This window comes from Pseudomonas sp. BCRC 81390 (assembly GCF_030341915.1).
In the GTDB taxonomy this organism is placed as follows: domain Bacteria; phylum Pseudomonadota; class Gammaproteobacteria; order Pseudomonadales; family Pseudomonadaceae; genus Aquipseudomonas.
Map to the genome: position 1 here is coordinate 150,827 of NZ_JATAAG010000066.1, position 26,131 is coordinate 176,957.

The 26,131-nt window shown below is 62.8% G+C and carries 27 protein-coding genes; 16 read left to right on the plus strand and 11 right to left on the minus strand.

The genetic code is table 11. The features are described from left to right. Window positions 1-33 precede the first annotated feature (33 nt). The 4 genes from QSV36_RS17345 to QSV36_RS17360 all read right to left on the minus strand — a co-directional run bounded on the left by QSV36_RS17345 (window position 34) and on the right by QSV36_RS17360 (window position 3,157). Complete coding sequence (locus QSV36_RS17345; RefSeq protein ID WP_289133502.1) at window positions 34-309, minus strand: bacteriocin immunity protein; 276 nt, start codon at window positions 307-309, stop codon at window positions 34-36. After that, the gene (locus QSV36_RS17350; RefSeq protein WP_289133503.1) at window positions 306-827 is read right to left on the minus strand and encodes a pyocin-S2/colicin E7-DNase domain-containing protein; all 522 of its coding nucleotides are present in this window, start codon (window positions 825-827) and stop codon (window positions 306-308) included. Before QSV36_RS17350 ends, QSV36_RS17345 begins: the two co-directional genes overlap by 4 nt. Next, the gene (locus QSV36_RS17355) at window positions 772-2,508 is read right to left on the minus strand and encodes an S-type pyocin domain-containing protein (RefSeq protein ID WP_289133504.1); all 1,737 of its coding nucleotides are present in this window, start codon (window positions 2,506-2,508) and stop codon (window positions 772-774) included. The genes QSV36_RS17350 and QSV36_RS17355 overlap by 56 nt, the downstream gene beginning before the upstream one ends. Window positions 2,509-2,593: 85 nt before the next feature. Continuing rightward, a complete protein-coding gene (locus tag QSV36_RS17360) occupies window positions 2,594-3,157 on the minus strand; it encodes a DUF6436 domain-containing protein (RefSeq protein ID WP_289133505.1) in 564 nt (187 codons plus the stop codon). 117 nt (window positions 3,158-3,274) lie between these two features. On the opposite strand from QSV36_RS17360, the gene bipL reads away from it, so the two are divergent. Beyond that, window positions 3,275-4,201 (plus strand): phospholipase BipL, encoded by a 927-nt coding sequence (bipL, locus tag QSV36_RS17365; RefSeq protein WP_289133506.1) that lies wholly within the window; start codon window positions 3,275-3,277, stop codon window positions 4,199-4,201. Here the strand turns inward: bipL and QSV36_RS17370 are convergent, their stop codons facing one another. Then, window positions 4,202-4,954, minus strand: a complete 753-nt coding sequence (locus QSV36_RS17370) for a DUF2059 domain-containing protein (RefSeq protein ID WP_225779655.1) — start codon at window positions 4,952-4,954, stop codon at window positions 4,202-4,204. A gap of 113 nt (window positions 4,955-5,067) precedes the next feature. On the opposite strand from QSV36_RS17370, the gene QSV36_RS17375 reads away from it, so the two are divergent. Then, window positions 5,068-5,700: a 2OG-Fe(II) oxygenase gene (locus QSV36_RS17375; protein WP_289134204.1), complete on the plus strand. Its 633-nt coding sequence runs from the start codon at window positions 5,068-5,070 to the stop codon at window positions 5,698-5,700. Then, window positions 5,687-6,190, plus strand: a complete 504-nt coding sequence (locus tag QSV36_RS17380; protein WP_289133507.1) for a 2-thiouracil desulfurase family protein — start codon at window positions 5,687-5,689, stop codon at window positions 6,188-6,190. Before QSV36_RS17375 ends, QSV36_RS17380 begins: the two co-directional genes overlap by 14 nt. Before the next feature lie 58 nt (window positions 6,191-6,248). Here QSV36_RS17380 and QSV36_RS17385 read toward each other — a convergent pair whose 3' ends face one another. After that, on the minus strand, window positions 6,249-6,737 hold the full coding sequence (locus tag QSV36_RS17385) for a substrate-binding periplasmic protein (RefSeq protein ID WP_289133508.1): 489 nt from the start codon (window positions 6,735-6,737) through the stop codon (window positions 6,249-6,251). Between the two features lie 221 nt (window positions 6,738-6,958). Between QSV36_RS17385 and QSV36_RS17390 the strand changes: the two genes are divergently transcribed. Beyond that, complete coding sequence (locus QSV36_RS17390) at window positions 6,959-7,435, plus strand: DUF4399 domain-containing protein (protein WP_289133509.1); 477 nt, start codon at window positions 6,959-6,961, stop codon at window positions 7,433-7,435. A gap of 46 nt (window positions 7,436-7,481) precedes the next feature. Here the strand turns inward: QSV36_RS17390 and serA are convergent, their stop codons facing one another. Next, window positions 7,482-8,711: a phosphoglycerate dehydrogenase gene (serA, locus tag QSV36_RS17395; protein ID WP_207838165.1), complete on the minus strand. Its 1,230-nt coding sequence runs from the start codon at window positions 8,709-8,711 to the stop codon at window positions 7,482-7,484. A 171-nt stretch (window positions 8,712-8,882) separates the two neighbouring features. Here serA and QSV36_RS17400 point away from each other — a divergent pair, with 171 nt between their 5' ends. The 4 genes from QSV36_RS17400 to QSV36_RS17415 all read left to right on the plus strand — a co-directional run bounded on the left by QSV36_RS17400 (window position 8,883) and on the right by QSV36_RS17415 (window position 13,005). Next, window positions 8,883-10,280, plus strand: a complete 1,398-nt coding sequence (locus QSV36_RS17400) for a D-2-hydroxyglutarate dehydrogenase (protein WP_289133510.1) — start codon at window positions 8,883-8,885, stop codon at window positions 10,278-10,280. A 25-nt stretch (window positions 10,281-10,305) separates the two neighbouring features. Then, entirely contained in the window at window positions 10,306-10,971 is a 666-nt protein-coding gene (locus tag QSV36_RS17405) for a fumarylacetoacetate hydrolase family protein (RefSeq protein ID WP_289133511.1), read from the plus strand. 120 nt (window positions 10,972-11,091) lie between these two features. After that, a complete protein-coding gene (locus QSV36_RS17410; RefSeq protein WP_289133512.1) occupies window positions 11,092-12,012 on the plus strand; it encodes an SdiA-regulated domain-containing protein in 921 nt (306 codons plus the stop codon). A 90-nt stretch (window positions 12,013-12,102) separates the two neighbouring features. Continuing rightward, window positions 12,103-13,005, plus strand: coding sequence for an SdiA-regulated domain-containing protein (locus tag QSV36_RS17415; RefSeq protein ID WP_289133513.1), 903 nt, complete (start codon window positions 12,103-12,105; stop codon window positions 13,003-13,005). A gap of 115 nt (window positions 13,006-13,120) precedes the next feature. Here the strand turns inward: QSV36_RS17415 and rpiA are convergent, their stop codons facing one another. Then, window positions 13,121-13,795: a ribose-5-phosphate isomerase RpiA gene (gene rpiA / locus QSV36_RS17420; RefSeq protein WP_013974672.1), complete on the minus strand. Its 675-nt coding sequence runs from the start codon at window positions 13,793-13,795 to the stop codon at window positions 13,121-13,123. Window positions 13,796-13,929: 134 nt separating this feature from the next. Between rpiA and ilvA the strand changes: the two genes are divergently transcribed. Both ilvA and QSV36_RS17430 read left to right on the plus strand, forming a co-directional pair. Beyond that, window positions 13,930-15,444, plus strand: coding sequence for a threonine ammonia-lyase, biosynthetic (gene ilvA, locus QSV36_RS17425; protein WP_225779646.1), 1,515 nt, complete (start codon window positions 13,930-13,932; stop codon window positions 15,442-15,444). 148 nt (window positions 15,445-15,592) lie between these two features. Next, complete coding sequence (locus tag QSV36_RS17430) at window positions 15,593-16,018, plus strand: DUF2269 domain-containing protein (RefSeq protein ID WP_289133514.1); 426 nt, start codon at window positions 15,593-15,595, stop codon at window positions 16,016-16,018. Window positions 16,019-16,037: 19 nt separating this feature from the next. Here the strand turns inward: QSV36_RS17430 and QSV36_RS17435 are convergent, their stop codons facing one another. Beyond that, entirely contained in the window at window positions 16,038-16,694 is a 657-nt protein-coding gene (locus tag QSV36_RS17435) for a histidinol-phosphatase (RefSeq protein ID WP_289133515.1), read from the minus strand. 141 nt (window positions 16,695-16,835) lie between these two features. Between QSV36_RS17435 and QSV36_RS17440 the strand changes: the two genes are divergently transcribed. Then, on the plus strand, window positions 16,836-17,315 hold the full coding sequence (locus tag QSV36_RS17440; RefSeq protein WP_003249017.1) for an RNA pyrophosphohydrolase: 480 nt from the start codon (window positions 16,836-16,838) through the stop codon (window positions 17,313-17,315). Between the two features lie 22 nt (window positions 17,316-17,337). Continuing rightward, window positions 17,338-19,617 carry a phosphoenolpyruvate--protein phosphotransferase gene (gene ptsP / locus QSV36_RS17445; RefSeq protein ID WP_289133516.1) on the plus strand — a complete coding sequence of 760 codons (2,280 nt, stop codon included), beginning with the start codon at window positions 17,338-17,340 and terminating at the stop codon, window positions 19,615-19,617. Between the two features lie 147 nt (window positions 19,618-19,764). Here ptsP and QSV36_RS17450 read toward each other — a convergent pair whose 3' ends face one another. Then, complete coding sequence (locus tag QSV36_RS17450; RefSeq protein ID WP_289133517.1) at window positions 19,765-20,511, minus strand: NRDE family protein; 747 nt, start codon at window positions 20,509-20,511, stop codon at window positions 19,765-19,767. A gap of 130 nt (window positions 20,512-20,641) precedes the next feature. Here QSV36_RS17450 and QSV36_RS17455 point away from each other — a divergent pair, with 130 nt between their 5' ends. The 3 genes from QSV36_RS17455 to QSV36_RS17465 are packed head-to-tail and all read left to right on the plus strand — an operon-like array spanning window position 20,642 to window position 23,270. Then, on the plus strand, window positions 20,642-21,424 hold the full coding sequence (locus QSV36_RS17455; RefSeq protein WP_225779641.1) for a sulfite exporter TauE/SafE family protein: 783 nt from the start codon (window positions 20,642-20,644) through the stop codon (window positions 21,422-21,424). Window positions 21,425-21,440: 16 nt separating this feature from the next. After that, the gene (gene lgt, locus QSV36_RS17460; protein WP_170033507.1) at window positions 21,441-22,247 is read left to right on the plus strand and encodes a prolipoprotein diacylglyceryl transferase; all 807 of its coding nucleotides are present in this window, start codon (window positions 21,441-21,443) and stop codon (window positions 22,245-22,247) included. A 51-nt stretch (window positions 22,248-22,298) separates the two neighbouring features. Then, window positions 22,299-23,270, plus strand: a complete 972-nt coding sequence (locus QSV36_RS17465; protein WP_186672094.1) for a thymidylate synthase — start codon at window positions 22,299-22,301, stop codon at window positions 23,268-23,270. Window positions 23,271-23,387: 117 nt separating this feature from the next. Here QSV36_RS17465 and cadR read toward each other — a convergent pair whose 3' ends face one another. Beyond that, a complete protein-coding gene (gene cadR, locus QSV36_RS17470) occupies window positions 23,388-23,831 on the minus strand; it encodes a cadmium resistance transcriptional regulator CadR (protein WP_289133518.1) in 444 nt (147 codons plus the stop codon). An 83-nt stretch (window positions 23,832-23,914) separates the two neighbouring features. Between cadR and QSV36_RS17475 the strand changes: the two genes are divergently transcribed. After that, window positions 23,915-26,128: a heavy metal translocating P-type ATPase gene (locus QSV36_RS17475; RefSeq protein WP_289133519.1), complete on the plus strand. Its 2,214-nt coding sequence runs from the start codon at window positions 23,915-23,917 to the stop codon at window positions 26,126-26,128. The last annotated feature ends 3 nt before the right edge of the window (window positions 26,129-26,131 follow it).

The following is a 26,131-nucleotide window of genomic DNA, read 5'->3' on the forward strand; positions in this document are numbered from 1 at the left end:
AGCCCTGCGGTGTCTGCCGCAGGGCTTTGTAGGTCAGGCGGGCTTGAAGCCGGCTTTGCCGTTGGCGGCGCGCCATTCTTTAATGCGGTTTATGACGCCTTGAGGGCTTTTGTCCGAGCCTGCTGGAGGGCGTGTCAGAACATCAGCCCCATCAGGGTGTTCGGTGATCTTTTTGAAATTGGAAATGATCCTGTCTCGAAAGCTCTCTAACTCAGTACCGCGGCGGCCCGCTCGGTTTTCGTACAGTTCTGTTATGAGCGCGAGGAATTCATCTTCTGTGTAATCCTCCAATTTGCCCTTGAGTGTCATTGATTGCTCTCCTTGTGGTGATCAATATGAACTCGCGGTGTCATGAGTACAAGATTGTCCAGATCATACACTGCGCCACCGCTTGCGATTTCATGCTTATGATGGATCTCCAGCTTTATTCGTCTTCCTACCCAATGGCTCTCGGGGGCGTAAGGAGCAATACCATTTCGCATGTTGTCAGCGTTCAGAAATTCTAGATGCTGTTTGAACACCTCATCCGCAGCGATCTCCATCCAGATTGCTTCCCGTAGATTATCGAACCTACTGAACCTTCGCCCCCTCAGCCTTTCCGCAATCCTCGTGGGAATTGGCGCCCCTGCCGCCGTGCTTGCTGCGTCCAATACCCTGTCGGGCGTAAGCACCCCATTGCCACTGGCAACTCCCGGAATATTGCGGGGGCTGCGCAACATCACATAGATCGGCGCCAGTCCTGAATCTGCCGGGAAAATGATGACGTAGTCATCAATGTGCAGTTCGGGCCGTTCGGGGAAGGAGCGGATGTCCGCCTGCTGCGGCACAATGAGGCGCCCGGGGGTAGTGCTTCTGCACCTCTTCTACGATGGGCTGGCCGCCGACGTAGGCGCCGGAGTTCAAGTCCAGTTTGCCCAGGCTGCTTGGCGGTGTTGCCGGGTGCCAGAGTAGGGTGGCGCCGCCTGGGCCATCGGCAGTGAAGCGGTAGGCTTTGACGGCAGAGTCCCATTGCGCCTGGCGCACTCGCACATCACGCAGTACAGCGTTGCCGTCGGTGTTGACCAGGTAGACCTCGGTCTGCTCGCCGCTGGGTACCGCGTTCATGCGCAGCGGCAACTCCAGCGTCTGGCCTGCCAAGCGATTGGCCTGTTGGGTGAGGTCGGCACCGGCTGTCATTGAGGCCAGCGGGACAGTTACGCCCATACGCTCGCCGTCACCAAGGCGGGCTGAGTAGAACATCAGCGGGGCATATCTGAGCGCGACCGTGAGGCTGCTTTCGAGCAGGCGTATCGCAGCTTTGCTCAGAAGTTTGCCAAAGGGCTCCCATACAGACTCGAAATGCGCCACGCCACCGCGAGAGGTGGCAAGCACCAGCGGATGGCGGGTGCTGGCGGCCCAAGCGTTGAAGATGACCGGTGTGCTACTCGGGGGACGCCCGGCGAGCGCAGCGAGGTAGAGCTGTTCGTCGAATGCGGCAGTGAGGCTGCGGTCCGACGCTGCAAGCAGGCGTGCGACGTTGGCCTTTTCAGTTGGCCACGACTGGACATGGGTGGCGTTGAAAGCGCTGACTTGCTGCTTGAGATCCAGCAACTCCTGCTTGTGTGGCAGCGGTGAGCGCGCGGTGTCCAGCTTGAGCGTGACGTCAATTCTGGTAGGGGTATGGCGCATGTGCCCATAGAGCTTGTCGAGGTCGACGTACTGGGTGCTGAGAGTGGCTCGGCACTTGAGCAAGTCGGACGTTTCCAGTTCTAGTTCGCGGGCATGTGCCAGCGCAGCCTGCTCGGCCACATCGTCATGTTGGTGGCGTTCAAAGTTTTTGAGTTGGGCTTCCAGCATGCTGCGCGTCAGCAGGTACTCATGCTGGGCGGCCATCGTCCGGTCAAGCGTCTGCGCGGAAAGCTTCAGACGTTGGCTTGCTTGACCGGTCTGCATCTGCCGGTAGCGGGTGTTGGACCGTTCGCTGCTGAGCCGGCTGCGATGGCGGCCCAGTTCGTCGATCTGCCGCTGTAGAACTTTCGCGGCGAAAGCGGCGCGGTAGGAGGCCAGCCAGGCTTGGCGTGGGTCTGTTGCGCTACCGGCACGCCGGCTGCTGTCGACGAATTCCTTGAAGGAGCGGTGTTCCGGGTCTGATCCAAAAAACTGGTTGGCTGCCTGGCGGGTGGCTTGGAGCTCGGCCTGGAACTTGGCCGTGAGATGGTTCACGGCAGCGAGCTTTCGTTCGATGGCCAACAGCGGGTCCAGCCCAGCCAGCGAACCGGCCTGCGTCAGGACGGCCTGGTCGAGCTTTTGCTCGAGCGCTTCAAGTTGCTGATTGTGTTCTTGCTTGACCTGCTGCTTGTCAGCCTCGATCTGGGGCACCAGGTCGATGACCAGATGGCCGGGTCGAAAGGTCGACGCCAGATAGTGAGACGGTATGCGGTTGTGGCCCCAAAAATATTGCGGGACTGGTGGAAGACGGGGGGCGTTTACAATGCTGTCGGCTAGCTCGACGGATCCGTGTTGAGACATACAGTTTCTCCATTGCTCTGTATGTCGCTACGGTAAGAATCCTCCTGTGGGCTGCTGCTGTAGATAATCCTTGGGTGCTTGCTATCTACCAGGGGCAATAGCACCCTGAGGCAAGGGTGTTGTCGGCCTGTACAGGCCGGTTCGCGAGCAATGCCTTTAACACCGGCTCGATGAAGCTGTTGCTGGCGTTGCACACGGCGCCCTCGCTGTAGGGGCCGAAGTAGGCGAGGTTGCCCTGCCTGTCCCAGATGGCCACGGCCGGAGAGGCCGGCAGCCGTTCGCTACCGGGCAGACTGGCGATGGGCTGCAGGCTGCTCAGGTTGGCCGGCAACTGACCATGGCTGCCTGGCTTTTGCAGCACATGAAAGATCACCCCTTGCTCGGCAAACTGGCTGACCAGTCCGCCCAGGTGCTGCTGGTTACCGACGTTGCACGGGCAGGTCGGGTCCCAGAAGTGCACCACGCGGATCGGCCCGGGGCCGGCCAGCTCGGCGGGTAGCTGTAGTTGGCTGCCGTCGAACAGCGTGGTCTGGTTGTCGAACGGACGCAGGTAACGAGCCTGGAAGGTGATGTAGGCCTGCCAGAGGATGGCGGCTCCGACCAGCAGGGCGATTGCTGTGCACAGCGGTTTGATGATCCGGTTCTTCATGAAGGTCTTCCGCGGTCCCCTTGCAGGAGCTGGTCGTTCGAAGCTGAGCAAGCTTGCCACGACGCCGGCCAGAGCTGAATATCGCAGATCAATACTCGCTTCGTTGTGGATGTACCGATGCCCGCCGCCTTTCATCCCGACCTCCTGCGCACCAGCCTGGGGCCGTTGACCGCTCGCCAGCCGTTGTCGGCCCAAGGCGTGGAATACCAGCGTTTCTATGGCCTGGACCTGCCGGCACGAAGCTGGCTGGGCGGCTTTCAGGCAGCGGGCTTCGACCTGGTCGGGCAGGTCTGGCTACCCGAGCAGGTGACCGCGACGCTGTTCCTGCTGCACGGCTATTACGACCATATGGGCCTCTATCGGCACGTGATCGAGTGGGCGCTCGAGCAGGGATTCGCAGTCATCAGCTGCGACCTGCCCGGCCATGGCCTGTCCAGCGGCGAGCGGGCCAGCATCAGTGATTTTGCGCTGTACCAGCAGGTGCTGGAAGCTTTGTTCGAGCAAGCGCGCATGCTGCAACTGCCACGCCCGTGGCATCTGTGCGGGCAGAGCACCGGTGGCGCGATTGCCGTGGACCATCTGCTGTACCAGGGCGCGCAGAGCCCCATCGATGGCCAGGTCATCCTGTTGGCGCCGTTGGTGCGGCCCTGTGCCTGGCGTTGGTCGAAGTTGAGCTATCGCCTGCTGCGCCACTTCGTCAATGGCATCGAGCGACGCTTCAGCGAGAACACCAATGACCCGGCCTTCCTGCCGTTTCTTGAAGCCGACCCGCTGCAACCCCGTCGCCTGCCAACGGCCTGGGTCGGTGCCTTGATCGCCTGGGTCAAGCGCATCGAAGCCGCCCCGTGCAGCACGCGGCGGCCATTGATTGTGCAAGGGGAGGCGGATGGCACGGTGGACTGGCCCTACAACCTCGAAGTACTCAAGGCCAAGTTCGCCGAGCCGCAGATCCTGATGCTGCCAGGGGCTCGCCACCACTTGGCCAACGAGCTGCCGGGCATTCGCCAGCGCTACTTCGATTTCATCGACCAGCGGCTGGGCTGATCACTTCAGGTCGTTGCTGCTCTGGCCCACTGCCAGGCCAGCGCGCACAGCGGCCAGGGCGGCCTGGTAATAGGCCTTGCCGTCAGGCGATTCGGCAAAGGTCGCGAACTCTTCCAGCTCCGCGTCGGACAAGTCGCGGTAGACATACAACAGGGTATTGTTGAGGTCTTCACCAATCTGGCTCATCAGGCGCTGGCGCTGGCCGTCGAGCAGGCCCTGGGCCTGGCCGCCACCGAACAGGCCGGGGATCATCGAACTGAGGCTGTCGGCCGCCACACCCGCGATAGCCAGGCTCACTTCGGCGCCCGCCTCGCGTGCCGGCAGGGCCTGGGCCAGGTGGCCGATGATCAGCAGACGGTTGTCGCTGGCCTGGATCTTCGGCAGGCCTTTGGCATTTCTGGCCAGTTCATCCTTGCGTGTGGCCTTGAGTTCGGCCGCCACCACCTTGCGCCCCAGCGGCGACTGGAAGAAGGCCAGCGCCGGTGCCGGGTTGGCCAGGGTCGCACGCAGTTTTGCCTGGGCGCGACGGTCCACGGCCTGGGCCTGGAAACGCTGGTTGCTGTTGTTGACCAGCGCCTGGTACACGGCGGGTGGCAAACTGTTGCGGTAGCGTTCCTGGGCAGCGGTCAGGGCATCGTTGAAATGGGCGCGCTGGTCGGGCCAGCCAGCAGCCTTGTACAGTTGATCCAGGTTGTCTGCCCAGACAGGCACGGTGCAGATCATCAACAGAATCAGGGAAAACAGACGGCGCATTCAGGACTCCTGTCGGCAGGCGGCTATTGTCCTTGGCCTGGCGCTGGTTTGTCGAGATATCTGCGTGCTTCTCGGCCAAGTGGCGCTGTGCGGCGGCATGGCTAATGGATATGATGCGCGCCATGCACACTTCCCCCGAACACCCGATGCTTGCGGCCGTCGTTGACGATCTGGCCACCCGTGGCTGGTCGCAGCAGGCGCTGTTTCTGCCTGCCGACCTGGTGCGCGCGCTGGCGGCCGAATGCCGGCGTCGTGATGCCGAAGGCGAACTCAACCCTGCGGGGGTTGGGCGCGGTGTTGCCCAGGAGGTACGCGAAGCCATTCGCGGCGACCAGATCCAGTGGATCGACCCCGGGCAGGCCGAGGCTTGCGACCAGTACCTGGCCGCCATGGACCAGCTGCGTCAGGCCATCAACCGGGGCCTGTTCCTCGGCCTGGAAGATTTCGAGTGCCATTTCGCCCTGTACCCGCCCGGGGCATTCTATCGCCGCCATTTGGACCGTTTCCGCGACGATGACCGGCGCATGGTGTCAGCGGTGCTGTACCTGAATGAAGACTGGCAGCCAAAGGACGGTGGCCAGTTGCGCATGTTCCTGGCGGACGGTGTCGAGCACGATGTGCAACCGGTGGCGGGTTGCCTGGTGGTGTTCCTGTCGGGTGAGGTGCCGCACGAAGTGCTGCCGGCCGGGCGCGAGCGGCTGTCGTTGACCGGCTGGTTCCGGCGCCGTGGCAATGACCCGTTCTGACCTGCCCAAGGTGCTGGTCAGCGCTTGCCTGCTGGGACAGCCGGTGCGTTACGACGGCCGTACCAGTGGCCACCCCGACCTGCTGCAGCGTTGGCAGGCCGAAGGGCGTGTGGTGCCGTTGTGCCCAGAGGTGGCAGGCGGCCTGCCGACCCCTCGCCCGGCTGCAGAGATACCCGGCGGGCAGGGGGCAGCGGTGCTTGACGGTGATGTACAGGTGCTGACGGTGACCGGAGAGGATGTCAGCGTGCAGTTCATTGCCGGGGCGCAACAGGCGCTGGAACTGGTACGCCGGCATGGCATTCGCGTGGCGGTGCTGAAGGCCGGCAGCCCTTCGTGTGGTAACCGCTTGACCTACGACGGCACGTTCAGTGGGGTGAAGGTGGCCGGGGAGGGTGTAACCACGGCGCTGCTGCGGCGGGCTGGGGTGCAGGTGTTCAGCGAGCTGGAGCTGGACCTGGCGGAACAGGCGCTGGCTGGGCTTTCGGTTTAAGTCTGTACCGGCCCTTTAGCGGGCGCCTACGAAAGGGCCGGTGCAGGCGGTAAAGAAATTACTGCCCGGCGGTCGTCGCCGGTACACCTTTGAACCACTTCTGTTCAAGCTCGGCAGTCCGTCCACTGTCCTTGAGCCGCTGCAAGGCGTTGTTCACCGCACTTTCGAAAGCCGGGTTGTCCTTCTGGAACGGGATCACCAGCTGCTTCTCGCCAAATGGCAAGCTCACATCGAGCGGGCCGTCAGCCTGGGGCGACTCACTCGAGGGGGTCAGTGCGATGTCGTACTTGCCACTCTCGACACCAGGCAGAACCTCGGTTGCGGGCGCTTCGATGAATTCGGCGCGCAGGTCCAGCTCCTTGGCCAGGTCCTGGCCAAACTCCACTTCGAAGCCGGTCAGGTGGTCGTTTTCCTTGAAGGCGTACGGCGAGTTGTCTGCCTGTACGGCAATGCGCAGTTCGCCCCGGTCGGCGATTTCATCTATCAGCTCGGCCTGCGCCAATGGCGAAATCAGTACCGCCAGCAGTAGTCCAATGGTCGAACGCATGAAAGCCCCTTTTTCTTGGCAGGTAAATAACGCCCGCCACGGCTTTTTTCCCCGCCATGGTCGGGCGCAGCCTATGACCTTGAAGCCTCGGCGATGTTTAATCGTGACTGAAATATTTCTACCTGGCGATTTGAACATATGGGCGTTCGCATCAACTAAGGTGAATCACGCCGCCGTTGGATCGCAGGCGGGGGCCGACAAGTGAATCACAGGAGAAGTGAATGAACAGCCTATTTTCGCGTGCTGCCGTTGCAGGTCTGCTGATGGGGGCATCGGTGCTGGCCAGTGCCGCAGACGCGCTGAAGAGCCAGGAACCGCCCAAGGAGGCCAAGGTCTTCATCGTTTCCCCCGCCGACGGCGCTACGGTGGACAAGACCTTCACCGTCAAGTTCGGTATCGAGGGCATTGCACTCAAGCCGGCCGGTGATCACACCCCGCATTCCGGCCATCACCACCTGCTGGTTGATGTAGACAAGGAGCCAGTGGCCGACATGCCGCTGCCGACCAGCCTGATGCCGGAAAACGGCGTGGCCCTGCCAGATGGGCCCCAGGTGCTGCACTTCGGCAAGGCGCAGACCGAAACCACCATCACCCTGACCCCCGGCAAGCACACCCTGCAATTAATACTGGGTGACCAGTTCCACGTGCCGTTCAAGCCAAGTGTCGAGTCGCAGAAGATCACGGTTGAAGTGAAATAAAAAAAGGGAGGCCACCAGGGCCTCCCTTTCTCATGCTGCCAGCAAATCAGAACAGGACGCGGGAACGGATGGTGCCCTTGACCTGTTGCAGCTTCTCCTGCGCCAGGTCCGAGTACTCGGCGTCGACGTCGATCACCACGTAGCCGACTTTCTCGTTGGTCTGCAGGAACTGGCCCGAGATGTTGATACCGTTCTCGGCGAAGACCTTGTTGATCTCGCTGAGCACACCCGGGATGTTTTCGTGGATGTGCAGCAGGCGGTGCTTGCCCGGGTGCGCCGGCAGGGCCACTTCCGGGAAGTTGACCGAGGACACCGAGGTACCGTTATCGCTGTACTTGACCAGCTTCTCGGCGACTTCCAGGCCAATGTTGGCCTGGGCTTCGGCGGTGGAACCACCGATGTGCGGGGTCAGGATCACGTTGTCCAGACCACGCAGCGGGCTTTCGAACTCTTCATCGTTGGAGCGCGGCTCGACCGGGAACACGTCGATGGCGGCGCCGATCAGGTGCTTGTCCTTGATCGCGGCGGCCAGGTGGTCCAGCTCGACCACGGTGCCACGGGCGGCGTTGATCAGGATCGAGCCCTTCTTCATGGCACGGATTTCCTTCTCGCCGATCATCCACTGGGTGGACGGCAGCTCAGGCACGTGCAGCGAGACGATGTCGGCTAGGCCCAGCAGTTCGTGCAGGCTGGTCACCTGTACCGCGTTGCCCAGCGGCAGCTTGGTCAGCGGGTCGAAGAAGTACACCTGCATGCCCAGGCTCTCGGCCAGGACCGACAGTTGGGTGCCGATCGAGCCGTAGCCAACGATGCCCAGCTTCTTGCCGCGGATCTCGAACGAGTTGGCCGCGCTCTTGATCCAACCGCCACGGTGGCAGGAGGCGTTTTTCTCAGGGATGCCGCGCAGCAGCAGAATGGCTTCGGCCAGTACCAGCTCGGCTACCGAACGGGTGTTGGAGTACGGCGCGTTGAACACGGCGATACCGCGTTCGCGGGCAGCTTCCAGGTCGACCTGGTTGGTGCCGATGCAGAAGCAGCCAACCGCGACCAGCTTCTTGGCGCAGTCGAAGATCTCTTCGGTCAGCTGGGTACGCGAACGGATGCCGATGAAATGGGCATCGGCGATCTTTTCCTTCAGCTCGGCTTCCGGCAGCGAACCAGTAAGGTATTCGATGTTGGTGTAGCCGGCGGCCTTGAGGGTATCGACCGCGTTCTGGTGCACACCTTCAAGAAGAAGGAACCGGATCTTGCTCTTGTCGAGAGAAGTCTTGCTCATCTGCGTAAACCTGTATCCCGGAGAAAAAATGGCGAGGGGTGATGCCAGGCGCCAGGGCTGCCTTAGCATGAACAGCGGGAGGGCTATGCTAGCATACGCGACACAATCTGAGCTTATCCCGACAGGTGAAGAGTGCTCAGGGTGACTATGAATAAGTCGAGAGTTCCAGCGATGACCCATCCCGCTGTAATTGATGAACTGATGACCTTGGTCGACCCTGGCAAGGTCCTGACCGACGCGGCTTCGCTCGAAGCCTATGGCAAGGACTGGACCAAGCACTACCCGCCGGCACCCAGCGCCATCGTGTTTCCCAAGACGGTGGAGCAGGTGCAGGCGATTGTTCGCTGGGCCAATACGCACAAGGTAGCGCTGGTGCCGTCTGGCGGGCGCACCGGGCTTTCCGCGGGGGCCGTGGCGGCCAATGGCGAAGTGGTGGTCGCCTTCGACTACATGAACCAGATCCTCGGCTTCAATGCCTTCGACCGCACCGTGGTCTGCCAGCCAGGGGTGATCACCCGGCAGTTGCAAGGCTTCGCCGAAGAGCAGGGCCTGTATTACCCGGTAGACTTCGCTTCCAGCGGTTCGAGCCAGGTTGGCGGCAATATCGGCACCAATGCTGGCGGAATCAAGGTAATTCGCTACGGCATGACCCGCAACTGGGTGGCCGGGCTTAAGGTGGTCACCGGCAAGGGCGAATTGCTGGAGCTGAACAAGGGCCTGGTCAAGAACGCCACCGGCTACGACCTGCGCCAGCTGTTCATCGGCGCCGAAGGCACCCTGGGCTTCGTGGTCGAAGCCACCATGCGCCTGGACCGCGCACCGCGCAACCTTACCGCCATGGTTCTGGGTACCCCGGACTTCGACTCGATCATGCCGGTGCTGCATGCCTTCCAGGGCAAGCTGGACCTGACCGCCTTCGAGTTCTTCTCCGACAAGGGCCTAGCCAGGATCCTGGCGCGCGGCGACGTGCCGGCACCGTTCGAGACTGCTTGCCCGTTCTATGCGCTGCTGGAATTCGAGGCCAGTACCGAAGAGGTGGCCAACGAAGCCCTGGCCACCTTCGAGCACTGCGTCGAGCAAGGCTGGGTGCTGGACGGCGTGATGAGCCAGAGCGAAACCCAGCTGAAAAACCTGTGGAAGCTGCGCGAATACCTGTCGGAAACCATCTCGCACTGGACGCCATACAAGAACGACATTTCGGTAACCGTCGCGAAGGTTCCGGCTTTCCTGCGTGATATCGACGCTATCGTCACCGAACATTACCCGGATTACGAAGTGGTGTGGTACGGCCACATCGGCGACGGCAACTTGCACTTGAACATCCTCAAGCCCGAGCACATGAGCAAGGATGATTTCTTTGCTTCGTGCACCAAGGTCAACAAGTGGGTGTTCGAGATCGTCGAACGCTACAACGGCTCAATCTCCGCCGAGCATGGGGTAGGCATGACCAAGCGCGACTACCTGGGCTACAGCCGCTCAGCCGAGGAAATCGCCTGCATGAAGGCAATAAAGGCCGTGTTCGACCCTAACGGCATCATGAATCCGGGTAAGATCTTCCCACTTGAATAAAAAGCAGTATCCAGAGGAGTCGGCCATGAGTTACCAGCACCAGTACGTAGACGGCACGCGCATTCACTTCCCGCTGGGCAAGGTGGTGTGCATCGGCCGTAACTATGCCGAGCATGCCAAGGAACTGGACAACCCCATCCCCACCGAACCGCTGTTGTTCATCAAGCCCGGCAGCTGCGTGGTACCGGCCGAAGGCGGCTTCAAGATCCCGGCCGAACGAGGTTCGGTGCACTATGAGGCTGAAATTGCAGTGTTGCTGGGCAAGCCGCTGTCGACCCATCCGACCGAAGAAGAGGTGCTGGACGCCATATCGGGCTATGCCCCCGCGCTGGACCTGACCCTGCGTGACGTGCAGGCCAGGCTGAAGGAAAAGGGCCTGCCCTGGGAGCTGGCCAAATCCTTCGACGGTGCCTGTGTGCTGCCGCCTTTCGTGTCGGCTGCCAGCTTCGAAGACCTGAACGACATTCCGTTGCGCTTGAGCGTCAACGGCGAAGTGCGCCAGGACGGCAACAGCAAGATGATGCTCAACCCGATCGTGCCGATGATTCAGCACATATCGGCGCACTTCTCGCTACAGGCGGGGGATGTGATCCTTACCGGTACCCCGGCAGGCGTGGGGCCGTTCAATGTCGGTGACGAACTGGTGCTGGAGCTGCCAGGTGTGAGCCGCTTCGAAAGCCGGGTGCTCTGAACCGAAACCGCATCGCTTTCTTCGCGGGTAAACCCCGTGAAGAAGCCAGCGCTGTTGACTGTTTTTTCACACCCCGTCCGGATAATGCGCAGACCTACGCCATTGCCCCAGGAACCCCGCATGTCATCACCCTCCAGCGCCTCGGCAACACCCAAGCGCCGTTTCTACCTGCGTTGGCCCTTCGGCCTGGCCGTGGCGGCCGTGATTGGCTATGGCGTGGCTGTGGCCATGCACTGGGATGACCGCGGCGCGCTGTGGGTCAAGGAAAGCTTTGAAAGCACCGCCGAGCGCAGCGAAAGCGTGTGGTTGCCGGACTACCGTGTCGACATCGATGCCAAGCCGCTACCGGGGATGGACGAAGACGAAGCCTCCGATGTGGCCTTCAACCCGCGTACCCGCACCCTGTTCGCGGTAATGGGCAAGAACCCGTTCCTGGTCGAGCTGAACCTGGATGGCGAGGTCCTGCGCAAGATCCCGCTCAACGGCTGGAACAACCCGGAAGGCGTCGCGGTGCTGGAGGATGGTTACCTGGCCATCACCGACGAGCGCCTGCACGACCTGACCGTGGTCAAGGTAGATGCCCAGACCACCGCCCTGAACCACGATGATTTCCAGAGCCACGACCTGGGCCAGTCGGTGAAAAGCAACAAGGGCTTCGAAGCGGTTGCCTGGGACCCGCTGCGCCAGCGCCTGGTCATCGGCGAGGAGCGCCCGCCCAAGCTGTACACCTGGAACACCGATGGCCGCAGCCCGCTCATGGGTGACAAGCAAGTGTTGCCCAGCGATGAACTGGACCTGCGCAACCTGTCGGCGCTGAGTGTCGACCCGCGTACAGGCCATCTGTTGGTGCTGTCGGCCGATTCGAACATGCTGCTGGAGCTGGACGAGCAGGGCCAGCAGGTCAGCTTCATGACCTTGCTGGGCGGTTTCAATGGCCTGCAAGACACCATACCGCGCGCCGAAGGGGTGGCCATGGACGACAAGGGCAACCTGTACATGGTCAGCGAGCCGGCCCTGTTCTATCGCTTCAGAAAGAACTAGCCCGAACATCCGACTTTTCGGATGCTGGCATTAAGCTTTGTTTCAGTTGTTCATGGTTAGATTCGCCACCCCTATGTCGAGTCTGTACGCATGCGCCGTTTTGTTCGCCCCTTTCTTGTCGTGGCCGTTGCCGGCCTGCTTCTGCTCGGTTGGGCCGGGCAGGAGTTCCGCCTGTTCGAACGTGGCTGGTTCAACCTCAAGGCTTGGTGGCAGCCTGCGGAGCAGGGCATCGGCCTGGACCGCTACCGGGTGGTGGTCGAGGCGCAGCCGGTCGAAGGGCTGGATGATGACTTGTCGGCGCTGACCTACGACCCCGATCGCAAGACCCTGTTCACCGTCACCAATGCCCGTTCCGAACTGATCGAGCTGTCGCTGGACGGTCGTATCCTGCGTCGGATACCGCTGACCGGTTTCGGCGACCCGGAAGCCGTCGAGTATGTCGGGCCGAACAGCTACGTCATCACCGACGAACGCCAGCAGCGGCTGGTTCGCGTGCGCCTTGACGATGACACGGCGTTCCTCGATGCCGGCGATGCCGAGCAGCTGACCTTGGGCATTGGCCTGAACGGTAACAAGGGCTTCGAGGGGCTGGCCTACGATTCGGCCGGCAAGCGCCTGTTCGTGGCCAAGGAGCGCGATCCGATGCAGATCTACGAAGTGCATGGTTTTCCGCATGACAACCCCGAGCAGCCTTATGCGGTACACGTGGTACAGGACAACAAGCGTGATTCGCGGCTGTTCGTGCGCGACCTGTCGAGTTTGCAGTTCGATGAGCGCAGTGGGCACCTGCTGGCGCTGTCTGACGAGTCGCGGCTGGTGCTGGAACTGGATGTGGAAGGCCGACCGCTGAGCACCCTGTCGTTGCGCAAGGGCTTCCAGGGGTTGCAGGCGACGGTGCCGCAGGCGGAGGGGATTGCGATGGATGAAGCGGGGACTATCTACCTGGTCAGTGAGCCGAACCTGTTCTATGTATTCAAACAGCCAGCGGAGTGAGCAGGTGGGGCTGCCTGGCAGCCCATCGCGACACAAGGCCGCTTCTGCAGGAAATCGCGTACCCCTGTAGGTGCGGCCTTGTGTTGCGAAACGAGGGCGAAGCCCTCGCCGCAGGTTACTCGGCCTTGAGGCTTTTCACCCCTTCAGAGGTGCCCAGCAGCAGCAAATCCGCCGGTCGCGCCGCGAACAGGCCGTTGGTTACCACGCCAACGATGGCGTTGATCTGCGCTTCCAGCTCCACCGGGTTGGTGATCTGCAGGTTGTGCACATCGAGGATCACGTTGCCGTTATCGGTGACCACACCCTCGCGGTACACCGGGTCGCCGCCCAGCTTGACCAACTGGCGCGCCACGTGGCTGCGGGCCATCGGTATCACTTCGACAGGCAGCGGGAACGCGCCCAGCACGGGTACCAGCTTGCTGGCATCGGCGATGCAGATGAAGGTCTTGGCCACGGCGGCAACGATCTTCTCGCGGGTCAGGGCTGCACCACCGCCCTTGATCAGGTTCAGGTGCGCGTCGCTCTCGTCGGCACCGTCCACGTAGAACTCCAGTTCGCTGACGCTGTTGAGTTCGTAGACCGGGATACCATGGCCCTTCAGACGCTGGGCGGTGGCTTCGGAGCTGGCGACCGCACCGTCGAAGGCGGTCTTGTGCTGAGCCAGGGCGTCGATGAAGAAGTTGGCGGTCGAACCGGTACCGACGCCGACAACGCTCTTTTCATCCAGCTTGGGCAGAATGAAGTCGACAGCGGCCTGGGCGACGGCCTGTTTGAGTTGGTCCTGGGTCATGCGGGCTCCGAGAGGGGCAGGGCGGTTTTGAAAGGAGCCTAGTATAACGGCTCGCACGGCTTTGCTGTGGTCGCCCGACGTAGCGCTGGGGTAGACTCCAAGCCCTTGTCCCGCGGCCCAGTGATGCATTCCCGATGCTCGAACAGTACGTCAAGAAGATCCTCACCTCGCGCGTCTACGACGTTGCGGTCGAAACCCCGCTGCAGAGCGCCGGGCAGCTGAGCAAGCGCCTGGGCAACCAGATACTGCTCAAGCGCGAAGACCTGCAGCCGGTGTTCTCGTTCAAGATCCGCGGGGCCTACAACAAACTGGCCCAGCTGACCGCGGAAGAACTGGCCCGTGGCGTGGTCACCGCCTCGGCCGGCAACCACGCCCAGGGCCTGGCCCTGGCTGCGCGTGAAATGGGCATCAAGGCCACCATCGTGATGCCCAAGACCACCCCGGAGATCAAGATCGAAGGCGTGCGCTCGCGCGGTGGCAAGGTGGTGCTGCATGGCGACTCCTTCCCCGAGGCGCTGGCCTATTCGCTGAAGCTGGTAGATGAAAAGGGCTTCGTCTATATCCACCCCTACGATGACCCGCACACCATTGCCGGGCAGGGCACCGTGGCGATGGAGATCCTGCGCCAGCACCCTGGCCAGCTGGATGCGATCTTCGTGCCTGTGGGCGGTGGCGGCCTGATCGCCGGTATTGCCGCCTACGTGAAGTACCTGCGCCCGGAAATCAAGGTGATCGGTGTCGAACCGGACGATTCCAACTGCCTGCAGGCGGCCATGGCGGCTGGCGAGCGCGTGGTGCTGCCGCAGGTCGGGCTGTTTGCCGACGGCGTGGCGGTGGCGCAGATCGGCCAGCACACCTTCGATATCTGCCGGCACCACGTGGATGAGGTGGTGACGGTCAGCACCGACGAGATCTGTGCCGCAATCAAGGATATCTATGACGATACCCGCTCGATCACCGAACCTGCCGGTGCCCTGGGCGTGGCTGGCATCAAGAAGTACGTCGAGCTGTACGGCGTCACCGGCCAGACCTTGGTGGCCATCGATTCGGGCGCCAACGTCAACTTCGACCGCCTGCGTCATGTGGCCGAACGTGCCGAGCTGGGTGAAAAGCGCGAAGCGATCATTGCCGTCACCATCCCGGAGCGCCCAGGCAGCTTCAAGGCCTTCTGCGAGGCCATCGGCAAGCGCCAGATCACTGAATTCAACTACCGCAAGCATACCTCTGACGAAGCGCACATCTTCGTTGGCGTGCAGACCCACCCGGAAAACGACCCGCGCGCGGCATTGGTGCAGCAACTGACCGAGCAAGGCTTCCCGGTGACCGACCTGACCGACAACGAACTGGCCAAGCTGCATATCCGCCACATGGTCGGCGGGCATTCGGCGGGTGCCAGCGACGAGATGGTCCTGCGCTTCGAGTTCCCCGAACGACCGGGGGCACTGTTCAACTTCCTCAACAAGCTGGGCGGGCGCTGGAACATCTCGATGTTCCACTACCGCAACCATGGCGCGGCTGACGGGCGCGTGGTGGCAGGGTTGCAGGTACCGGAGGACGAGCGCCACCTGGTACCGGCGGCGCTGGCCAAGATCGGCTACCCGTACTGGGACGAGACTGATAACCCGGCCTACAAGCTGTTCCTGGGCTGAGCGGCTAAGCTGGGGCTGATGGCCTCGTCGCGGGTAAACCCGCTCCCACAGGTATCATGCAGCCCTCAAGGCTTGTGGTGGTCTGTGTGGAGCGGGTTTACCCGCGAAGAAGCCTGCACAAAATGGCCTGCTCAAGGACAACCGAGACATGGAACACCTGACCACCCTCAAAACTTTGCACATCATCGCCACCGCACTCCTGCTGCTGGGCGCCCTGGGCCTGGCGATCTGGACCGTACGCGCCCGCCGCCGGGGCGATGCCGAGGCCTACGCCAAGCTGCTGCGCCGGCCGCTGGTGTTCGTCTGGCTGGTGATGGGCCTGTGCCTGGTGAGCATGCCGTTCACCGGCTGGTGGCTGGTACACCTGGTGGGCTGGCCGCTGGGGCAAGCCTGGGTGCTGGCTTCCAGCGTCATCTATGTATTCGGTGCGTTCGCCGTGTGGTGGCTGCTGGTGCGGCTGAACCGGCTGCGCAAGGCTGAAGTGGTAGGGTTGCGTTTTACCTTGGCGCTGGCGATGTTCAGTGGGGTTTGCTTCCTGTCCATCGCCGGGCTGATGGGCGCCAAGCCTGTCTGACGGCCGGAGCAGGAGAACCTCAATCCCGCAACGAGATCACCGGCCACCCGCGCTTCTCGGCCTCGGCCCGCAGGTTCGGGTCCGGGTCCACCGCCACCGCATGCGTCACCCGCTGTAGCAACGGCAGGTCGTTCATCGAATCGCTATAGAAGTAGCTGTCCTCGAGATCGAAGCCGTTCTCCAGCATCCAGCGTTCCAGCCTCGTCACCTTGCCTTCACGGAAACAGGGTATATCGGTACTGCGCCCGGTGTAACGGCCGTCACGCATCTCGCATTCGGTCGCCAGCAACACGCGAACCCCCAGGCGCCGGGCAATCGGCGCGGTGACGAAGCGGTTGGTGGCGGTGATGATCACCAGCTGGTCGCCCGCTTCACGGTGCTGCTCCAGCAAAGCCAGCGCCTTGGGCAGGATGATCGGCTCGATGCAAGCGCGCATGAAGTCGCGGTGCCATTCGTCGAGCTGGGCCACGGGCGTTGCCGCAAGGATCTCCATGGAAAACGCCAGGTAGGCCTGCAGGTCCAGCGTGCCGTTCAGGTAGTTCTGGTAGAAGGCATCGTTGCGTTGCTTGTAGGCAATCGGGTCGACGATGCCGCGTTGGCACAGGTAATCACCCCAGGCATGGTCGCTGTCGCCACCGAGGAGGGTATTGTCCAGGTCGAATAAAGCGAGGCGCATTGCGGTCACTCGCATCAGCCACAAGGTAGGCCCGCAGAATACGGAGTTTTCACACCGCTGCACATAAGCTTGGCGGGCGCGTTGCTGCGCTCGCAAGCTTTGTGGAACAATGCGGTGACATGCGTTTGCGAGGTTGCTGCCGTGATCGACCCGGATGGTTTTCGCCCCAATGTCGGGATCATTCTCACGAATGATGCCGGGCAGGTGCTATGGGCTCGACGGATCAACCAGGATGCCTGGCAATTTCCCCAGGGTGGCATCAACCCTGACGAGACGCCGGAAGACGCCCTGTACCGCGAGCTGAACGAAGAAGTTGGCCTGGAACGCGATGATGTAGAAATTCTTGCCTGCACCCGTGGCTGGTTGCGTTATCGTTTACCTCAGCGGCTGGTGCGTACGCATAGCCAGCCGTTGTGCATCGGCCAGAAGCAGAAGTGGTTCCTGCTGCGCCTGGTCAGCAACGAACAACGGGTGCGGATGGACCTGACCGGCAAGCCGGAATTCGACGGCTGGCGTTGGGTCAGCTATTGGTACCCGCTGGGCCAGGTTGTGACATTCAAGCGCGAGGTTTACCGGCGCGCCCTGAAAGAGCTAGCACCGCGTCTGCTGACGCGCGACTGACGACGGAGTTCGACCCCGAGCCATGCTCAATACGCTGCGCAAGATCGTCCAGGAAGTAAACTCCGCCAAAGATCTCAAGTCGGCGTTGGGGATCATTGTCTTGCGTGTCAAGGAGGCCATGGGCAGCCAGGTCTGCTCGGTCTACCTGCTCGACCCGGAAACCAACCGCTTCGTGCTGATGGCCACCGAAGGCCTGAACAAGCGCTCCATCGGCAAGGTCAGCATGGCCCCCAACGAAGGCCTGGTTGGCCTGGTCGGTACCCGGGAAGAGCCGCTGAACCTGGAAAACGCTGCCGACCACCCGCGTTACCGCTACTTCGCCGAAACCGGTGAAGAGAAATTCGCCTCCTTCCTCGGTGCGCCGATCATCCACCACCGCCGGGTGGTCGGGGTACTGGTCATCCAGCAAAAGGAGCGTCGCCAGTTCGACGAGGGCGAAGAAGCCTTCCTGGTCACCATGAGCGCGCAACTGGCCGGGGTTATCGCCCATGCCGAGGCGACCGGCTCGATCCGCGGCCTGGGCCGCCAGGGCAAGGGCATCCAGGAAGCGCGCTTCGTCGGCGTGCCGGGCTCGCCTGGCGCCGCCGTGGGGCGCGCGGTGGTGATGCTGCCGCCGGCCGACCTGGAAGTGGTGCCGGACAAGACCGTCGATGACATCGACGCCGAACTGAACCTGTTCCAGAACGCCCTTGAAGGCGTGCGCGAGGACATGCGCAAGCTGTCCGCCAAGCTGGCCACCCAGCTGCGCCCGGAAGAACGTGCGTTGTTCGACGTGTACCTGATGATGCTCGAGGACGCGGCCCTGGGCGGTGAGGTGACCGAAGTCATCAAGACCGGCCAGTGGGCCCAGGGCGCGCTGCGCCAGGTGGTGGGTGAGCACGTCAACCGCTTCGAGCTGATGGACGATGACTACCTGCGCGAGCGCGCCTCCGACGTCAAGGACCTTGGCCGACGCCTGCTGGCCTACCTGCAGGAGGCCCGCTCGCAGTCGCTGGTGTATGCCGACAACACCATCCTGGTCAGTGAAGAGCTGACCCCGGCGATGCTCGGCGAAGTGCCGGAAGGCAAGCTGGTCGGCCTGGTCTCGGTGCTGGGCTCGGGCAACTCCCACGTCGCCATCCTGGCCCGTGCCATGGGCATCCCCACGGTGATGGGCCTAGTCGACTTGCCCTATTCCAAAGTCGACGGCATCGAGATGATCGTCGACGGCTACAAGGGCGAGGTGTTCACCAACCCCAGCGAAGTGCTGCGCAAGCAGTACAGCGATGTGGTCGAAGAGGAACGCCAGCTGGCCCGCGGCCTGGATGCCTTGCGCGAACTGCCATGCGTGACCCCGGATGGCCACCGCATGCCGCTGTGGGTCAACACCGGCCTGCTCGCCGACGTGGCCCGTGCCCAGCAGCGCGGCGCCGAAGGGGTGGGCCTGTACCGCACCGAAGTACCGTTCATGATCAACCAGCGCTTCCCCAGCGAGAAGGAGCAGCTGGCCATCTACCGCGAGCAGTTGGCGGCATTCCATCCGCTGCCGGTGACCATGCGTACCCTCGACATCGGCGGTGACAAATCGCTGTCGTACTTCCCGATCAAGGAAGAAAACCCGTTTCTTGGCTGGCGTGGCATCCGCGTCACCCTCGACCACCCGGAAATCTTCCTGGTGCAGACCCGCGCCATGCTCAAGGCCAGCGAGGGTCTGAACAACCTGCGCATCCTGCTGCCGATGATTTCCGGCATCCATGAGCTGGAGGAGGCCCTGCACCTGATCCACCGCGCCTGGGGCGAGGTGCGCGACGAAGGCACCGATGTGCCGATGCCGCCGGTGGGTGTGATGGTGGAAATTCCTGCGGCGGTGTACCAGACCAAGGAACTGGCCCGGCAGGTGGACTTCCTGTCGGTCGGGTCCAACGACCTGACCCAGTACCTGCTAGCGGTAGACCGCAACAACCCGCGTGTGGCCGATTTGTACGATTACCTGCACCCGGCGGTGCTGCAAGCACTCAACACGGTGGTGCGCGACGCCCACGGCGAAGGCAAGCCGGTGAGCATCTGTGGTGAGATGGCCGGTGACCCGGCGGCGGCGATTCTGTTGATGGCAATGGGCTTCGACAGCCTGTCGATGAACGCCACCAACCTGCCGAAGGTGAAATGGATGTTGCGCCAGGTGAACCTGGGCAAGGCCAAGGAGCTGTTGGTGGAAGCCCTGAGCCATGACAACCCGCAAGTTATCCACAGCTCGCTGCAGCTGGCCCTGAAGAACCTGGGGCTGGCACGGATGATCGGGCCAGAGGCCAACAAAACCCTCTGAATGTGAGATGGCCTGTTGCGGCCTCTTCGCGGTTTTGTGGGAGCGGGCATGCCCGCGAAGCAGGCAACTCGGTGGATGGCACCGGCTTCGCCGGTGTTCGCGGGCTTGCCGGCGCCCAAAAGCCCCGCGAGAAGACCAGCACAGTGATCAGACCGAAAGCTCAACTTCCCCCAAATGGCCGCCAAATGGGCCGAAACTGCGCTCAACCAGTCGTCTTCTGCCTTGATCATCCACAATAAGCACCGTACTCGCCCGCGTGCCATAGTTCTGGCTGGCAATGAACACGCTCGACAGCAGTTTCTCGGTCGCCAATCCCACCCCGGTCTCCGGCAACTCGCCCTCCGGCGCAGGTTCGGCATCGGCCAGCAAGGCCAGCAACCGCTGCGGGTCTGCCGTCTCCAGCAACCGCTGCAGCCCGCTACGCGCCTTCAGCAGCTTCGGCCACGGCGTATCCAGCCCGGCGTTGGATATCCCGTACACCCCGGCCTCAAGCAAGCGCGGTGCGGCATCTCGCGCATGCAGGTAGCCAAGCTGTCGGCCATCGCCGACCAACAGGTTGAACCCCGAATACTGATCGCTACGGCTGGCCACCTGATCCAGGTAGGCCTCGACCTCCAGCTCACCCTGCAAGTAGGCGGCTACCAGTTCGCCGCGTGAACGTGGACCCAACGGTTGCCGTGGGTCGCGGATGTTGGTCAGCGCCGCGAAACGCCCTTGCGGCCCCACCCCCAACCAGGTTCCGCCGGCTTCCAGATCACGCCCGGCATATACCCCCGGTGCGTCTTCCCAGGCTGCCAGGGCCTGGGTAGGGCGAGCATAGAACTCGTCGCGGTTGGCCGCCACGACCAATGGCAGGGCATGCCCTGGTCGCCAGGCGAATACGATCAGGCACATCGTTCGAGCCTCTGTGTGTTTTTGCCACTGTACTCACAGCGGCGGGACTGATCCATCCTGACACAGACTTCACTAGAGCGCCGAGCCCGGCTTCCGTTACCATGCCGGATTGATTTTTCGGGGAAGACGAATGGAATTCGTGCTCTATCTGGTGTTGGGCGCCTGTGCCGGTGTGCTGGCCGGGTTGTTCGGTGTGGGTGGTGGCATCATCATCGTGCCGGTGCTGGTGTTCAGCTTCACCTTGCAGGGGTTTGATGCGTCGGTGCTGACTCACCTGGCGGTCGGCACATCGCTGGCAACCATCGTCTTCACCTCGATCAACGCCGTGCTCGAACACCACCGCAAAGGTGCGGTGCAGTGGCCAATCTTCGCCTGGATGACCCTGGGCATCCTCATCGGCGCCGGTGTCGGCGCCAAGACCGCCTCGCTGATCCAGGGGCCGCTGCTGCAAAAGATCATTGGTGTGTTCGCCCTGGTCATTGCCGCGCAGATGGCGCTCGACCTCAAGCCCAAGGCCAGCCGTGGCATCCCCGGCAAACCTGCGCTTGTCGGTGCCGGCGGGGTGATCGGCTGGGCTTCGGCCATTTTCGGCATCGGCGGTGGTTCGCTGACCGTGCCGTTCCTGACCTGGCGCAGCCTGCCCATGCAGCAGGCAGTGGCCACGTCCTCGGCCTGCGGCCTGCCGATTGCCGTGGCCAGTGCCCTGAGTTTCATGCTGCTGGGCTGGAACGAGGCGCACCTGCCGGCCCATAGCCTGGGTTACGTGTACCTGCCGGCGCTGGTCGGCATTGCCGTGACCAGCATGTTTTTCGCCCGCTTCGGCGCGCGCCTGGCGCACAAGTTGTCGCCACGTTTGTTGAAGCGCCTGTTCGCAGCCTTGCTGTTCTGCGTCGGGCTCAGCTTTCTGATTTGAACCGAGAGGAAGTTCCATGCTGCCTTACCCGCAGATAGATCCCGTGGCCGTAGCCATCGGGCCGCTGAAAATCCATTGGTATGGCCTGATGTACCTGGTCGGCATAGGGGGGGCCTGGCTGCTCGCCTCGCGCCGGCTGAACCGCTTCGACCCCACCTGGACGCGCGAAAAGCTCTCAGACCTGGTGTTCTGGCTGTCGATGGGGGTGATCGTCGGTGGCCGGCTGGGCTATGTGCTGTTCTACGACCTGCACGCCTACCTGGCCAACCCGACGCTGATCTTCGAGGTCTGGAAAGGCGGCATGTCGTTCCACGGCGGCTTCATCGGCGTGATGCTGGCGGCCTTGTGGTTCGGCAAGCGCAACAACAAGTCGTTCTTCGAGCTGATGGACTTCGTCGCCCCGCTGGTGCCGATCGGCCTGGGCGCCGGGCGCATCGGCAACTTCATCAACGCCGAGCTGTGGGGCAAGCCGACCGATGTGCCATGGGCGATGATCTTCCCGCCGTTCAGCGACCCGGCGCAGTTGCCACGTCACCCGTCGCAGCTGTACCAGTTCGCCCTCGAGGGCGTGGCGCTGTTCGTCATCCTCTGGCTGTTCTCGCGCAAGCCGCGGCCAACCATGGCGGTGTCGGGTATGTTCGCGCTTTTCTATGGCATCTTCCGCTTCATTGTCGAATTCGTCCGCGTACCGGATGCCCAGCTCGGCTACCTGGCCTGGGGTTGGCTGACCATGGGTCAGATTCTCTGCGTACCGATGATCCTGGCTGGCCTCGGCCTGATCTGGTGGGCTTATAATCGCAAGCCCACGGCGAAACCCGCCTGATTAATCCCGCGGCAGGGGCGATCCCCCTGCCGTTCTTGCTACAGGTAAGCCATGAAACAGTATCTGGACCTGGTCCGCGACGTCATCGAAAACGGCACGCTGCAGGGCAACCGCACCGGCATCCGCACTATCAGCCTGCCGGGCGCCATGCTGCGTTTCGACTTGCAGAAGGGCTTCCCGGCCATCACCACGCGCAAGTTGGCGTTCAAGTCGGCGATCGGCGAAATGGTCGGTTTCCTGCGCGGTGTGAAGAACGCCGGCGAATTCCGCGAGCTCGGCTGCAAGGTCTGGGACCAGAACGCCAACGAAAACGCCCAGTGGCTGGCCAACCCGTTCCGCCAGGGCCAAGACGACTTGGGCGAGATCTACGGCGTGCAGTGGCGCCAGTGGCCGGGCTACAAGCGCATCCCGCTGAGCAACCCGGCGGCCATCGAGATGGCCGAGCAGGCAGGCTTCCGCCGCATCGCCCAGGACGAGGAGGACGGCGTCGCCTTCGTCATCCTGTACAAGGCCATCGACCAGGTGCGTCAATGCCTGGACACTATCGCCAACGACCCGGGCAGCCGCCGCATCCTGTTCCACGGCTGGAACTGCGCGCAGCTGGACGAAATGGCGCTGCCGCCGTGCCACCTGCTGTACCAGTTCCACCCGAATGTAGAGACGAAGGAAATTTCCCTGACCCTGTACATCCGCTCCAACGACCTGGGCCTGGGCACCCCGTTCAACCTCACCGAAGGCGCGGCGCTGCTGTCGCTGTTCGGCCGCCTGACCGGCTACACCCCACGTTGGTTCACCTACTTCATCGGCGATGCCCATGTGTATGAAAACCACCTGGACATGCTCAACGAGCAGCTCAAGCGCGAGCCGCTGGAAGCGCCGAAGCTGGTGATCAGCGACCGCGTGCCGGCGTTCGCCGAGACAGGCAAGTACGAGCCGGAGTGGCTGGAGAAAATCGAGCCGAGTGATTTCTGGCTGGAAGGGTATGAGCACCATGCGCCGATGACGGCGCCGATGGCGGTGTAACAGATCTCTATTGGCTGTACCGGCCTCTTCGCGGGTAAACCCGCTCCCACAGGGACCGCACAAAGCTCAGGCCGGTGCAGTACCTGTGGGAGCGGGTTTACCTGCGAAGCTTTTGGCTTAATGCCCATGGCTTCGCCCTACATGGGAATGCTCGGTGTCAGGCAGCGAAACCGCCCCGTTCGTCTCCAACTGCTGCAAGATCGCACACTCCGCACCCTGTGCATTGCAGCGTCGGCGCAGCTCCACCAATTGCTCCTGCAACGCCACCAAGCCATCGATCCGCGCCTGCACGTGCTCGATATGCTCGTCGATCAATGCATTGACGCTGCCGCAAGAACCCTCCGGGCTGTCGCGCAGGCGTAGCAGGCTGCGGATTTCGTCAAGGGTCATGTCCAGGGTGCGGCAGTTGCGGATGAAGGTCAGCCGCTCGACGTGAGCCTGGGTGTATAACCGGTAGTTGCCTTCTGTACGTGCCGGCTCCGGCAGCAGCTGTTCGCGTTCGTAGTAGCGGATGGTTTCCACGGCGCAATCAGTGGCCTTGGCCAGTTCTCCGATCTTCATCAACAAATCTCCAGCAAGTGGCTTGACCCTATAGTGGCTACAGGGTGTTCACTTGGCAACAGGCGCATATTAAGGACGAACCCATGAACCAGCCTGTCAGCCACGAACACAAGCATCACCACCACGCCCACAGCTGCTGTGAAGCCTCCGTTGCGCCCGCCAAGGTACAGGTGAGCGGAAAGGCCAGCAGCCAGGCCCAGCTCAGCCGCTTCCGCATCGAGGCCATGGACTGCCCGACCGAGCAGACGCTGATCCAGGATAAGCTGGGCAAGCTGGCGGGCATCGAGCAGCTGGAATTCAACCTCATAAACCGCGTACTCGGCGTGCGTCACACCTTGAACGGCACTGCCGAGATCAAGCAGGCGATCGACAGCCTGGGCATGAAAGCCGAGCCGCTTGGCAGTGCAGATGAAGGCAGCGCCAGCGCGACGCAATCGGCCAAGGCCCGCTGGTGGCCGCTGGCTTTGTCGGGCGTCGCCGCGCTCGCCGCGGAAATTGTGCACTTTGCGGCGCTGGCCCCGGAATGGGTCGTGGCGGCACTGGCGCTGGCAGCCATCCTTGGCTGTGGTCTGGGTACCTACAAGAAGGGCTGGATCGCGCTCAAGAACCGCAACCTCAATATCAACGCGCTGATGAGCATTGCCGTGACCGGCGCCGTGCTGATCGGCCAGTGGCCGGAAGCTGCCATGGTGATGGTGCTGTTCACCGTCGCCGAACTGATCGAAGCCCGTTCGCTGGACCGGGCGCGCAATGCCATCGGCGGCCTGATGCAGCTCGCCCCGGACATGGCCACCGTGCGCCAGGCCGATGGCCAATGGCGTGAAGTGGAGGTGCGTGAGGTGACCATCGGTGCCTTGGTGCGGGTGCGCCCCGGCGAGCGCATTGGCTTGGACGGCGAAGTGACCAGCGGACAATCCAGCGTCGATCAGGCGCCGATCACCGGCGAAAGCTTGCCCGTGGAGAAGGCGGTGGGGGACAAACTGTTCGCCGGCACCATCAACCAGGCGGGCGCACTGGAGTTTCGCGTTACCGCAGCTGCCGGGCAATCGACCCTGGCGCGGATCATCAAGGCGGTCGAGGAAGCGCAAGGTGCTCGGGCGCCTACCCAGCGGTTCGTCGACCGCTTCTCGCGCATCTACACGCCGGTGGTATTCGCCATTGCATTGGCCGTGGCGGTAATACCGCCGCTGTTCATGGCCGGCGCCTGGTTCGACTGGGTCTATCGCGCCCTGGTGCTGCTGGTGGTGGCCTGCCCATGTGCCTTGGTGATTTCGACCCCGGTAACCATCGTCAGCGGGCTGGCCGCCGCCGCGCGCAAAGGTATCCTGATCAAGGGCGGCGTGTATCTGGAGGGCGGCCGCCATCTGGACCTCCTGGCGCTGGACAAGACCGGCACGATCACCCATGGCAAGCCCGTGCAGACCGACGCCAAGGTGCTGGAGCCGCTGTTCGAAGGCCGCGCCCAAGCCCTGGCCGCCAGCCTGGGCGAGCGTTCGGACCACCCGGTATCCCGTGCTATTGCCCAGTTCGGCAAGCAACAAGGGCTGGCCCTGGCCGAGGTCGAGGATTTCGCCGCCCTGGCCGGCCGAGGTGTGCGAGGCCGCATTGCGGGTGAGCTCTACCACCTGGGCAACCACCGGATGGTCGAGGAGCTGGGCCTGTGCTCGCCGCAGCTGGAGGCCCAGCTGGATGCGCTGGAACGTCAGGGCAAGAGCGTGGTGCTGCTGCTCGACCGCTCCGGCCCCCTGGCCTTGTTCGCCGTGGCCGATACAGTCAAGGACAGCAGCCGCCAGGCCATCGTCGAGCTGCATGAGTTGGGCATCAAGACCGTGATGCTGACCGGTGACAACCCGCATACCGCCCAGGCCATCGCTGCCGTGGTCGGGATCGACCGCGCCGAAGGCAACCTGCTGCCTGCCGACAAGCTGACGAGCATCGAAGCGCTGTACGCCCAGGGCCATCGGGTGGGCATGGTCGGCGACGGCATCAACGACGCCCCGGCGCTGGCCCGCGCCGAGATCGGTTTTGCCATGGCGGCGGCCGGTACCGACACCGCCATCGAAACCGCCGACGTTGCGCTGATGGACGACGACTTGCGGAAAATCCCGGCCTTCGTCAGGCTGTCGCGGCAAAGTGCGGCGATCCTCATGCAGAACATCGTTCTGGCGTTGGGTATCAAGGCGATATTCCTGGCGATCACCTTTGCCGGCATGGCCACCATGTGGATGGCGGTGTTTGCCGACATGGGCGTTAGCCTGCTGGTGGTATTCAACGGCTTGCGTCTGTTGCGCAAATAGAGG